Source organism: Acinetobacter sp. V116_7, from assembly GCF_056735735.1.
This window is the reverse complement of record NZ_JBWZIF010000014.1, coordinates 255,954-268,442: the sequence shown is the minus strand read 5'-3', so window position 1 is coordinate 268,442 and position 12,489 is coordinate 255,954. Positions and strand designations below refer to the sequence as shown.

Sequence of the window (12,489 nt, the reverse complement as noted above, 5' to 3'; positions counted from 1 at the left end):
TTGAGCTATATTTAAGTGTGAAATTTGCTTATTTCCCACATAAATCTCAAAAAGAATTAAATTCGATTAAGCTATTATGCGTTAATAAAAGTTGAAAGTATTGTTTATCGATAATTATTTTTAGTTAATTAAGTATTATAAAAGGGAGAATTTACACAATGGGTTATCAGAAGATCGTGGTTCCTGCTGACGGCGACAAAATTAAAGTAAATGCAGACCTGTCACTGAACGTACCAAATCATCCAATTATTCCTTTCATTGAAGGTGATGGTATTGGTGTGGATATTACACCAACCATGAAAGCAGTCGTAGATGCTGCTATTTTAAAAGCTTACCGTGGCAAGCGCTCAATCGAATGGATGGAAGTGTATTGCGGCGAAAAAGCCAATAAAATTTATGGCAACTACATGCCAGAAGAAACTTCTGAAGCACTCCGTGAGTTCGTTGTATCTATCAAAGGTCCGTTAACGACTCCGGTGGGTGGAGGCATTCGTTCACTCAACGTTGCCTTACGCCAAGAATTAGATCTATATGTTTGCGTACGTCCAGTACGTTGGTTTAAAGGCGTTCCTTCACCTGTTCAGCACCCAGAATTAACGGATATGGTGATTTTCCGTGAGAACTCGGAAGATATCTATGCAGGTATTGAATGGAAAGCCGATTCTGAAGAAGCTAAAAAAGTGATTAGGTTTCTTCAAGAAGAAATGGGTGTCACAAAAATCCGTTTCCCTGAAGGATGTGGGATTGGAATTAAACCTGTATCGAAAGAAGGTTCACAGCGTTTAGTCCGTAAAGCCATTCAGTTTGCAATTGAAAATGACAAGCCTTCTGTGACCCTTGTTCACAAGGGCAATATCATGAAATACACCGAAGGGGCATTTAAAGAGTGGGGCTATGAATTGGCTCTAGATCGTTTCGGTGGAGAACTAATTGATGGTGGTCCATGGGTTAAAATTAAAAATCCTAGAACTGGTAAAGACATCATTATTAAAGATGTCATTGCAGATGCATTTTTACAACAGATCCTTATGCGTCCAGCAGATTATTCCGTTATTGCTACTTTAAATTTAAATGGTGATTATATTTCTGATGCTTTGGCAGCAGAAGTAGGAGGTATTGGTATTGCACCTGGTGCAAATATTGGTGGTGCAATTGCAGTTTATGAAGCAACTCATGGTACTGCGCCTAAATATGCAGGTCAGGATAAAGTAAACCCGGGTTCTATTATTCTTTCTGCGGAAATGATGCTACGTGATATGGGCTGGACAGAAGCTGCAGACCTGATCATTAAAGGAATTGCTGGAGCGATTGCAGCTAAAACCGTAACTTACGATTTTGAACGCCTAATGCCAGGTGCAACCTTATTACGTTGTTCTGAATTTGGTGATGCGATTATCAAACACATGGAAGATTAAATAAATTTTGCATAAGAAAGCCCTCGATTGAGGGCTTTTTTTATTGCATAAATTCGGGATGCTTCGAAGTTTTAATAAAACCAGTTTTCTTTTGATAACTCTGGTCTAGGGCTTGGATAACAAGAACGAAAGCAACTAGAAATAAAGGAAAGAGCAGAGTTTTCACGATTTGGTTTCTCCGAGAGTTGAGGTGAAAGAAGGGCGTACAGGAAATAAAAGGCAAACCGCAAAAAGAAGAACGATTCCACCCAAAAGAAAGAGATGGGCATAAGACCAATGCAAATGATGTAAAGTACTAATGACAACTCCACCTAAAAGCTGCGTGCTAGCAAACCCAATAGTGGCAAGGCTCCAAAGCTTTTGATAACGTTGCTCATAAATCTGTAGCAGACTATAAGAACTAATAAATACGGTTGCGGGAGTCAGTAAGCCTGTCAGAAGCGAAGACAAAGCTAGTAAAGAAGTGGCCTGTGAAAGGAAAGGTAAAACAACGGCTAGGCAGTAAATGCCATAGAGCCATTTAATAGCTTGTATATATCCCAACATTCGGCTTAAGCAATAAGCGACAAATGCACCAATGCAGCTTCCCACTCCATAGAGAACCCAAAATAAATTTCTTTGCTGTAATGGGAAGTGCAGAGTTCCCGATAAATAATCCATCCAAAACAAAGAATGTGGAATATAGGCAAAGGCACTACACATATAGGCAATAATAATAATCAGACCCAAATGTGATTTTTGTGAGGCTTGTAAAGTAGTAGATTGCGGTTTAATAATCTGGGCAGTATTGCTACTTAATAAGCGATAAAGAGTTAAGCTTCCTAATAAAGAAATACCTGCAAAAATATCCCAAACATAATGCACGGGCATATTTTTAAGTAGGGGAATAATAATGGTGGCAGATAAAACCCCCACACCAATTCCGCTAAATCCTAAAAAATTAACTTTTAATCTTTGCGTGGTGGGAATGTATTTCATTGCAAAGCTAGGTGCCAAAATCATAAGTAAGCCGCCAGCAATACCTGAAATTGTGCGCCAGAAAATGAACCACACCAAAGGCATATCCATGAATGAACAGCATAGTAGGCTGAGGCTGCCAGCTATAGTCGAAAGTACGATCATGGATGGGACGTAATTTTCTTTAATACTCAATAGCGCTAATAAGGCACCTATGAGATAACCCAATAAATTTGCGCTGCCTAAGTAACTGGCAAAATCATGGGTCCAGTGGTACTGCTCGATCATGATGGGCATAAGCGCAGTATAGGAAAATCTAAAAACACCAATTCCCAAACAAGTTGCCAAAAAGACAATTAAGCTCATTCGATAAAACGTAGACATGAGAAGACGCTCAATTTTTTATTATTAAAAACGAGTTTATCAATCATTAAAAATGATTTAATATGATAGTAATTATCTTGTTTTGAGATAGTGAAATGTTACTTAAGTCTTTAGAGTTTTTTTTAGCGGTTGCAGAGTGTGGAAGTTTTTCATTGGCTGCACAAAAAATGTATACGGTTCAATCGAATATCACGAGCCATATAAAAAAACTTGAAGAAGAGTTAGGGGTTATTCTATTCAATCGTAATAATCCTGTGACTTTAACGAATGCCGGACAACAGCTACATAGTTACGCTGTTCAAATGATTGCACTGCATGACAAAGCGAAAAAAATCTTTCAAGAGGGTGATATTGACCCGAACGAAACCATTCGTTTGGGCAGTATGGAAACGACAGCAGCAATACGTCTACCTCAATTACTCAATCAATCTATGCAGCAATATCCTACTTTGCCCATCGAGCTTCAAACTCATCCAACCCGTTATTTATTAAATGCGGTACATCAGGGGGAATTGGACTGTGCTTTTGTGGCATCTAAACATTCAATTCCTGAGTTATATAGTTTTCCTGTGTGGCATGAAGAGCTGGTTTTGGTTTGTCCTAAGCAACAACAGAGTTTTCCAGATAAGGCAACCCTTGCAAAAACTAGATTTATTGCATTTCGGCAAGGTTGTTCATATCGACATGCTATAGAACTTTTCTTGAATGACTTTAGTATTCCGCCTTCGCAAATTATGGAAATGGGAAGTCTTGACGGAATCGTGAGTTGTGTAGAGTTGGGTGTTGGTTTTGCTTTATTACCGAAATCATATCTCATAAAAGTTGCAGATAAAGTTTCAGTTAATTGTTTTGGACTAAATACAGAATCTGCTTTTTTCACTACATATTTAGTTGCCCAGTTACCAGAAACATGGGGAACTAATTTAAAGCAATTTATTCATTTTATTGAGCAGCAATTTGAATTAAAGGTTGCTTAAGTAGAGGCTGATTTTTATACATAAATATCTCACTTAATTTATAAATTAAAAGTGATATATATGTATTTAAAAGTCATTTTATATTCTCACGCAAGTTTGTAATCATCTTGATGCTATAAAATTGTTGAAAAGGGTAGTTTATATAGGCCGGCTATGGTCAAATATGCCCCCTTGAAAGATGACACAAGCAATAATTTGGAGTTTGGGAATGAATATACCCTTAATCATCAATATTGTGGTTTTTGTCGGGTTAATATTTTTACTCGCCCAAACACGTAAAACAGACTGGAGCTTATCGAAAAAAGTTCTGGCTGGCTTAGTTCTAGGTATAGTGTTTGGTTTAGGACTACATTTGATTTATGGCGGTGGCCATCCGATTCTTGCTGAATCTATTAGCTGGTTTAATATCGTTGGAAACGGCTATGTAAAACTTTTACAAATGGTCGTTATGCCTTTGGTATTTGTGTCTATTTTGGGAGCAGTTGCAAAATTACATCAAGCCTCATCTTTAGGCAAAATCAGTTTTTATACGATCGGCACTTTACTCTTTACAACGCTGATTGCTGCACTCGTAGGCGTATTTGTTACTAACCTATTTGGCTTAACGGCGAAAGGTTTAGTGCAAGGTGCTGCTGAAACTGCACGCTTAACTGCCATTAATACAGATTATGTAGGCAAAGTTACTGATTTAAGTGTACCGCAATTTATTCTTTCTTTTATTCCAAGTAATCCATTTGCTGAATTAACTGGTGCAAACCCAACTTCAATTATTAGTGTGGTTATTTTTGCTGTCTTTTTAGGTATAGCTGCGCTTAACCTAATGAAAGATGATGCAGAGAAAGGCCAGCGTATTCTGACTGCAATTCAGACTTTACAGTCTTGGGTAATGAAGTTGGTTCGTTTAGTGATGACACTTACACCGTATGGTGTTTTTGCCCTCATGACCAAAGTTGTGGCAAGTTCGAATGTGGTAGACATCTTAAATCTAGGCGGTTTCTTGGTGGCATCTTATTTAGGTTTAGCCATCATGTTTGTCGTGCATGCCATTATTTTGACCCTGACAGGCGTTTCTCCAGTTAAGTTCTTCAAAAAAGTTGCTCCTGTTCTGACTTTCGCATTTACCAGCCGTTCAAGTGCTGCCAGTATTCCACTGAGCATTGAGACGCAGACTCGCCGTTTAGGTATTCCTGAATCTATTGCAAGTTTTTCTGCTTCTTTTGGTGCGACCATTGGTCAAAATGGTTGTGCGGGTTTATATCCAGCAATGTTGGCAGTCATGGTTGCGCCAACCATGGGAATTAACACGCTAGACCCAATGTGGATTGCTTCTTTAGTGGGTATTGTGACTTTAAGTTCAATTGGTGTAGCAGGCGTAGGTGGTGGAGCGACTTTTGCTGCACTGATTGTTCTTCCTGCTATGGGCTTACCTGTGACTTTAGTTGCTCTTCTTATTTCAATTGAACCGTTAATTGATATGGGACGTACTGCGTTAAACGTAAATGGTTCAATGACTGCGGGCGTAGTTACGAGCCAATTTATGGGTCAGACCGATAAAGACATATTAAATAGTGAAGATGAAATTGAGTTAACTCAACATCATTAAGAATTAGTATTAAACGGCTCATCTACTTTGGATGAGCCGTTTTTTTATATGCTTAAATTGGCCCTGTGATGTTAATTTTAAAAAAACTGTATCTGTTTTTCTTTTAAATAATTTTCGAAAATGAACCTATTACAAAAGAGAGCACTATCATGAAAATGTATCAAGTCGATGCTTTTACTAAAGAGTTATTTCGCGGCAATCCTGCGGCTGTGATTGTTGAAAAAGAGTGGCTAGATGCAGATTTAATGCAGAAGATAGCACTTGAAAATAATTTGTCTGAAACTGCTTTTGTAAAAATCATAGACGCTGAAAATTATGAAATTCGTTGGTTTACGCCAACGGTTGAAGCCGATTTTTGTGGTCATGCCACTCTTGCTAGTGCTTTTGTAATATTTAAAGATTTTACTGATAAAAAGACCATTAATTTTCATGTACGAAACTTAGGTCTTTTTATCGTTCATCAAGATGAAGATGGCAAAATCAGAATGAATTTTCCAGTTCGTAAAGCTCATCAAATTGAAGATTATCCGGCTGTTTTACGTCAAGCATTAACCAAACCCTTTAAAGCGGTTTATCAAAATGTTCAAGCTTACATTGTTGAATATGAATCAGTGCAAGATGTATTAGACGAGCAGCCTGACATGAGCTTGCTCAAAACCCTAGGTAAACGGACTGCGATTACAACGACGGGAATGGAGGTTGCAATTACCTCAAAAGCAGACCAGCAATATGACTGTATATCGCGTTATTTTGCACCTGTCGCGGGTATTAATGAGGACCCTGTTACAGGTTCAATTCATACCGCAATAGCGCCGTTATGGGCAGAAAAACTGGGCAAAAATAATATATTGGCTTATCAGGCTTCTAGCCGTGGAGGCGTTTTATATTGCAATATCCTGTCTGAGGAGCGTATTGAAATTTCAGGCTATGGAAAACTTTATATGCAAGCTGAAATTTTTCTTTAAAATATAAGGCCGTTTAAATAAACGGCTTTTTTTTCAAATCTTTACTATTAATGTCAGCTTAAATTTCCTACTATAGTCCCACAACTATTGATTTTTTATTATTCAAATTAATTGGTATTTATATGTTTATGCAGTTTAAACAACTGACTCTCTCCCTATGTATTCTTGGTTTAAGTGCTGCGTCTTTTGCACAAACCACACTAGTAAAAAGCAAGCAAAATATTGAGGAATATAAATTAGATAATGGTTTTCGGGTTGTACTTGCACCGAACGACAAAGAAAATAAAATCTTTATTAATACCATTTATTTAACTGGTTCATTAAACGACCCGCAAGGTAAAAGCGGTTTAGCTCATTTGCTTGAACACTTGGCTTTTAAGGGGACAAAAAATGTTAAAGGGGAAGAATTCCAGCGTCGTCTAGATCAATATACATTGATGACGAACGCCAGCACAGATTATTACTCGACCAAATATACCAATATCGTTCGTCCGGAAAAGACTGCACTCAATGAAGTGCTGTATCTTGAATCGGAACGTATGGATAAATTAGTTCTACAAGAAAAATTTGTTCCTTCTGAAATTGAAATCGTAAAACGCGAACGTGAAGTCCGTATGGATCAGCCTTTTGCTGTCCTGATGGATCAAATGTGGAAGTCAGCTTATGGTAACCAATATTTAGGTCGTTTACCGATTGGCGATTTACCTGAGCTTAAATCGATTAAAATGCCTGAACTGAATCAGTTCTATCGTAGCTGGTATGCGCCTAATAATGCAGTCATGGTAATTTCAGGTAAGTTCGATAAGACAGATGTCTTAAAAACCATTGATCAATACTTTAGCCCAATTGCGGCGCGTGATGTTCCTAAACCTGTACAGATTCCTGTGCTCGACTCTACAAAAATAAAAAATCGTCAGTTTGTGGTGAAAAAGGGGAGCGATCTCGCTAAATTCCATATCTATATGAATGGTAAAAATACCAAAATTCAGCCAACGCTCGCTTTAGCGCCGTTGTTGTATACCATGCAGCCAAGTGGTCATTTATATCAGAATATGGTTGAAACAGGCATTACCACAAATGTTGATGCGAGTACGTGGTTAGACCAAGATTTTAATGTGGTGTTTCTGGGTGCCATTTATGCACCAAGTAATGACCCTAAAAAAGTTGAAAGCTCTTTGCTAGCGGGTATCGAGAAAGGAAAGCCTTTTACTGAAGTTGAATTAAATCGTGTTAAGAGTTTAATGAAAACTCAAGGTGATTTAATTACTAAAGATGCGGTAGCACTTGGGTCACGTTTGAGTGATTACACTGTCGCTGGCGGTCAATGGGATCAATATTTTAAAGATTTAGATTCAGTAGAAAACGTTAAGTTAGACCAAGTGAATCAAACTTTAAAACAATTCCTTGTGGCTGAGCATCGCATTGACGGTGATATTTTGCCAACACCTGAAGACCAGAAAAAAGCTCAACAACAAAATGCAAAAGAAGCACCTAAGACTTTAGATCAGGTAGAAGCAAAGGTAGAGCCTTTAAAAGATCCAAAGGTGTATCAACAAGAAGTTGCGGAGTTTTTAAAAACTTCTAAGCAATATGTTGAAAGCAATGAGAAAAAGATTATCCGTGGAAAACTGAAAAATGGAATGAAGTACGCTTTATTCCCAGTTGAAACACGTGATGATCGTACTTATGCAACGATTACGATGGACTTCGGAACAGAAAAATCTTTATTTAATAAAGGTACGGTCGTTGATTTAACCTCATACTTATTGCTTCGTGGTTCTGATAAATACAGTTTGCAAGATATTGCTGATAAATCGATTGATGCGGGAGGCGCGGCTTATGCAAGTGCTGACGGCAATGGCATGACCATTAACATTCAGTCTAAATCAGAGAAATTTGATGAGTTTTTCGAGTTTGTTCTTGATGTGATGAAAAATCCGAAATTTGAGCAATCTCAATTTGATTTAATTAAATCACAAAGTTTATCAAGCCTTGATCGTCCTTATACAGAGCCAGATGTCGTAGCTGGTTTAACACTTTCACGTTTGCTTGAAGAATATCAACCGGGCGATTTACGTTATCATTTTGAACCTGAACTGGCAAAACAGCAATTGAAAAACGCAACTCAAGAGCAAGTGAAAGAGTTGTATGAGCGTTTCTTTGCAATGAACCATGCTCAAATTGCCATTACGGGTAAATTTGATGCGAAAAAAATGCAGAAATTACTTAATCAGGAATTTGGTCGTTGGAATGGTAAACAGCCTTATCAAAAAATCCTGATTAATCATGTTGATTTTCCAGCACAACAAGTTCATGTTTTGTCTGAGCAGCGCGAATTTGGTAGCTACCAAAGTGTGCTTTCAATTCCAGTTGGGAAAAACCATCCAGATGCATCTGCATTAATTTTACTTAACTATATTTTAGGTGAGTCTCAAATTTCATCACGTTTGGCTCAAGAGCTTCGTGAGAAAAATGCGCTAGTCTATGGTTTTGGAAGTGGGCTGCAACTTGACCGTGATACGAATGTAGGGGCCTTAAGCATTAGTGCAAATTATACTTCGGGTCGCTCAGCACAAGTGTCTGCATCAATACATAAAGTGTTGAATGACTTGTTGAAAAATGGTGTGACTGAGCAAGAGCTTGCAGCAGCTAAAGCAGATATCATGAAGAAACGCGTTACGGCATTGGAAGATGAACGTAATATTCATGGAATGTTAAATCTACAGCTTGAAACAGATAAAACATTACAAGACCGTGTTCGACATGATCAGAACTTGACTAAACTGACTGTTGCAGACGTAAATGCAGTAATTAAAAAGTATATTAAACCTGAACATTTGGTCGAGGTGATGGCTGATCAATATGGTCAGGCAGCAAAAAAATAAAGTTTTATCGCAAATAAAAAGCCACTAAATTGTGGCTTTTTATTTGAGTATTTAAAACATATTAATGATCATGTTTATGCGCATGAAAATCTTCATTTTTACGGAAACGTAAATAATTTTCGAACTGTTCACAGTACTCATCAAAGTTATCTTCAAGCATCATTTGAAATTGTTGCACAAGATAAGACATCACTTGATCTTTAGCAGCGCGCATTTCTTCGCCATCTTTAAAATTATTTGCTGCTACCCACGTGTTAAAACGGGCACTAGCAAACAACATAGCTGCACTTACTTGACCACGCAGTTCGGCTGGATCTGGTTTTTCACCTTTTGGCGGGCGACAAAAATCATTGGCTTGTTTAATGAATTCATCCGCACGCTCAAAGAAAACCGCATTTAACGCTTCTTCTTCAGTAATATCTGTTGCATTAATCTTTTGAGACATGACTTATTCCCGCAAAAATAGAGCTGCTTATTATAGGCAAACGCTTGCGGAAACAAAACCTTTGACTTAGTCTGTAAATAGCCTAAGTATTGGTTGGAGAGTCTAATATGCAAGATGCGATTGCTATTCAAAATTTAAAAACAGATATTGCTTTATTACGCCAGCATGTTTTCCCACCTCAATATTTAGAGCATGTTGAAGGACTGCCGATTTATTATGGCTTGCAAGAAGAAGTCGAAAATTATTATCACCAATGGCAAGGTCTAATTGAAAGGGCACAAGAACTTTTCCAGCCATTTATGGAAGATGAATTACCAGATGCCATTCATTTGCCAAGTCATTTAAATTTACCGCTATTCTTTTTTCATGTAGACCGAATTCGGATTAATAAAACGCGCGCAAAAGAATCGAAAACTTTCCGTGGTGTTGCAAGTCTTATCGAAAAGTGCGGGCAGTTCGAAACTGATCAGATTTTTACGATGCAAGAATGGTTGCAGAGCGACGATACCGCGGCTTTAGTTGCTCACCGTGAATTTATCGATTTAAGAACGTATGTATTTCAACATGGACAAAGTGAATATACCCGTTCACGGTTTTATACCAATGGTATTGTGTTAGGGGTAGAACCACATTTTAAATTGGTCGATGCCCGTGATAAGCCAAGAAAGCAACGTAGTGATAGCTATAATGACCCGTTAGCAGATAACGGTGTGTGGAAAGTATTTGGTAAATACCGATAAAAAGTCGCTGCCTGTTTACAGCGACTTTTTATAAATTACCAGAAAGTTTCAGCTTGGCTAAAAGTTTGTAAAGCTTTTGCTGAGCGCTTTTGTAGGTGCGGTTGTTTGGCTTTTACCCAGCCTAAGGCAAACCAGAAAGATGAGTCATTTTCGACAACTTTATTGAAAATACCTTCCGCAATAAATAAGTCGTTATATTGACCTAAGGTGTTTTGTACAGGTTGTAGATGTTTTAAATATTGCTGTACTTTCTTGTCAGGATAAAGACTTGAAATAAACTCAACACAATAACGTAACTGCTTAGCTGTCTTTCGTATTTTGTGCTGTTCAGAAACTTCAAGCTCAGAGAAGTGTTCAGCATTGCTAATCACTTTATGATGTAATTTATCTAAACTCTTTTTAATATGTTTTTTTAATCCACCTGTTTTGTTCTTTGAATCTTCTTCTGAATACGCAAATGCTAATAAATCGAGTAATAGCTTAATCGTGTCCGCAGAGGTAAAGATTGTTGAGAGTTCTTTTGAGGGCTGAACTGAAACAGGTAGTAAAAGTTCTGGTGAGCCATGTTGTTGAATGACAGGTAACACCTCGGTACGGATAGCATCTTTATCACGAGTGTCTCCAAGCTTACGGAAAAGCTCGGCAATTTGTTCTTCCCAAACAGGGTTTAGCTCGCTAGACCAGCCAGAGAAGTGTTTTAGTGCACTGCGTAAACGACGTAAACTTACACGTGCCTGATGAATATGCTCAGGTTCGGCAACTCCATCGGCAATTACAGCCATATTGGGTAAGAATTGTCCTAAACAGTTTTCGATAATCTTTTTTAGAGCCTGTTCAGCAGTAATATCTTTATTTAATGTCAGCGCTTTGGCATGTACAGCGGGTGAGGCTGCTTGCCCCAGTGCTAATAAATTCCCACGCTCGGCTTTACTTCTGACATCAAGCCAAAGGGCATAACGATTAATCCATTGCTGTGCAAATTGAATTAGCGTTTTTACTGCGCCTTGCTTAAGTTCAAATTCGACTTCACAAATTATACTTTGTGTATCTGCAGTTTTTACGACGCCGTCATCTAAACAAACTTCAATAGCTGTATTATCTGCTTCAAACACATGATAGGTGCGCTGTACATCGGTCTCAAACTGCAAACTTAGTTTTTCAGCTTGCGTTCCTAAAACCGCATTGATTAAATCAGTTACGACTTTATTATCTTGATATAACGCAAGGTTTAAGTCCGGTTCTTGGTCACACGCACCTAAATGAATTTCTTCTTCAACACGGTGCAGGTGGCTTTGACCTGCGGCTTTAAATGTTTGTACCCATTGATTATCTTCTTTACGTAAACGTAGAGCCATGCCATTTTTTGCGAGTAATCGATCAGGGGTATCGTAATACTTTGCCTGTAAGTGAATATATTTCGCTTTATGTTTTTTTAAGTATTGCTGGACAGTTTTTTTCTTCGATTCAGGTAACTGAAACTTTAGTTCGACTTCGACCATAATATATCTCCCTGAATCAGGTATTTAAACTATCTTGAATAAGTATAATAGCTTAGCGCTAAAAGTAATGCTTTTGATAGAGAAAGTTACAATCAAACATATGACGCTAGGCTTTTATTTAGGTGTACAATCAGGTGACGTTTTGATCAAATAAAAATCAGGAAGATGATCGTGAATGCACCAGTAAACTTCAACCATGAAGCTCAGCCAGAGTTTGAATTGCCGATTAAAAACTATCAGGAATTTTATCGTTTTTATTTAACTGAACACCGTAACATCATGAGCAGATGCTTACATGTGGTGGGTAGCAGTATTGGTATATACTTTTTTTCAAAAGCAATTCGTAAGAAACAAGCCAAATATGTGCTCTATGGTTTGGTAGCGGGTTACGCAAATGCTTGGGTTGGACATTTTGTGTTTGAAAAAAATAAGCCTGCCAGTTTTAAACAACCTTTCTATAGCTTTATTTCTGATTGGCGAATGCTATCTGATGTTGCACGTGGCCGTTTGAGTTTGGTTGATCGCAAGCACGATAAAATACCAAGTTAATTTTACTTTCTATTCTAAATATACCGATTGGTACTGGTAAGCCTATATCAATCGGTACTTATGATATCCT

Annotated in this window: 11 protein-coding genes; 7 read left to right on the top strand and 4 right to left on the bottom strand. The window is 37.8% G+C overall.

The features are described 5' to 3' along the window. Positions 1-158: 158 nt before the first annotated feature. Positions 159-1,415 (top strand): NADP-dependent isocitrate dehydrogenase, encoded by a 1,257-nt coding sequence (icd, locus tag AC1PJP_RS05830; RefSeq protein ID WP_479766649.1) that lies wholly within the window; start codon positions 159-161, stop codon positions 1,413-1,415. A 40-nt stretch (positions 1,416-1,455) separates the two neighbouring features. On the opposite strand, the gene AC1PJP_RS05825 is transcribed toward icd, so the two are convergent. Both AC1PJP_RS05825 and AC1PJP_RS05820 read right to left on the bottom strand, forming a co-directional pair. Beyond that, positions 1,456-1,581 (bottom strand): hypothetical protein, encoded by a 126-nt coding sequence (locus tag AC1PJP_RS05825; protein WP_479766648.1) that lies wholly within the window; start codon positions 1,579-1,581, stop codon positions 1,456-1,458. Further along, positions 1,578-2,756, bottom strand: coding sequence for a YbfB/YjiJ family MFS transporter (locus tag AC1PJP_RS05820; protein ID WP_479766647.1), 1,179 nt, complete (start codon positions 2,754-2,756; stop codon positions 1,578-1,580). Before AC1PJP_RS05820 ends, AC1PJP_RS05825 begins: the two co-directional genes overlap by 4 nt. Positions 2,757-2,851: 95 nt before the next feature. On the opposite strand from AC1PJP_RS05820, the gene AC1PJP_RS05815 reads away from it, so the two are divergent. The 4 genes from AC1PJP_RS05815 (at position 2,852) to AC1PJP_RS05800 (ending at position 9,186) form a co-directional block, all read left to right on the top strand. Next, positions 2,852-3,733, top strand: a complete 882-nt coding sequence (locus AC1PJP_RS05815; protein WP_479766646.1) for a LysR family transcriptional regulator — start codon at positions 2,852-2,854, stop codon at positions 3,731-3,733. 208 nt (positions 3,734-3,941) lie between these two features. Further along, positions 3,942-5,336 (top strand): L-cystine transporter, encoded by a 1,395-nt coding sequence (locus tag AC1PJP_RS05810; RefSeq protein ID WP_479766645.1) that lies wholly within the window; start codon positions 3,942-3,944, stop codon positions 5,334-5,336. Between the two features lie 149 nt (positions 5,337-5,485). Beyond that, positions 5,486-6,301: a PhzF family phenazine biosynthesis protein gene (locus AC1PJP_RS05805; protein WP_151988393.1), complete on the top strand. Its 816-nt coding sequence runs from the start codon at positions 5,486-5,488 to the stop codon at positions 6,299-6,301. 122 nt (positions 6,302-6,423) lie between these two features. Next, positions 6,424-9,186 (top strand): M16 family metallopeptidase, encoded by a 2,763-nt coding sequence (locus AC1PJP_RS05800; RefSeq protein ID WP_416706858.1) that lies wholly within the window; start codon positions 6,424-6,426, stop codon positions 9,184-9,186. 61 nt (positions 9,187-9,247) lie between these two features. On the opposite strand, the gene AC1PJP_RS05795 is transcribed toward AC1PJP_RS05800, so the two are convergent. Then, complete coding sequence (locus AC1PJP_RS05795; protein ID WP_004790823.1) at positions 9,248-9,631, bottom strand: DUF3144 domain-containing protein; 384 nt, start codon at positions 9,629-9,631, stop codon at positions 9,248-9,250. 107 nt (positions 9,632-9,738) lie between these two features. Between AC1PJP_RS05795 and AC1PJP_RS05790 the strand changes: the two genes are divergently transcribed. Further along, positions 9,739-10,371 (top strand): hypothetical protein, encoded by a 633-nt coding sequence (locus tag AC1PJP_RS05790; RefSeq protein WP_479766644.1) that lies wholly within the window; start codon positions 9,739-9,741, stop codon positions 10,369-10,371. A gap of 35 nt (positions 10,372-10,406) precedes the next feature. Here AC1PJP_RS05790 and AC1PJP_RS05785 read toward each other — a convergent pair whose 3' ends face one another. After that, the gene (locus AC1PJP_RS05785) at positions 10,407-11,870 is read right to left on the bottom strand and encodes a CYTH and CHAD domain-containing protein (protein ID WP_479766643.1); all 1,464 of its coding nucleotides are present in this window, start codon (positions 11,868-11,870) and stop codon (positions 10,407-10,409) included. A gap of 165 nt (positions 11,871-12,035) precedes the next feature. Between AC1PJP_RS05785 and AC1PJP_RS05780 the strand changes: the two genes are divergently transcribed. Continuing rightward, complete coding sequence (locus tag AC1PJP_RS05780; protein ID WP_479766642.1) at positions 12,036-12,419, top strand: Mpo1-like protein; 384 nt, start codon at positions 12,036-12,038, stop codon at positions 12,417-12,419. The last annotated feature ends 70 nt before the right edge of the window (positions 12,420-12,489 follow it).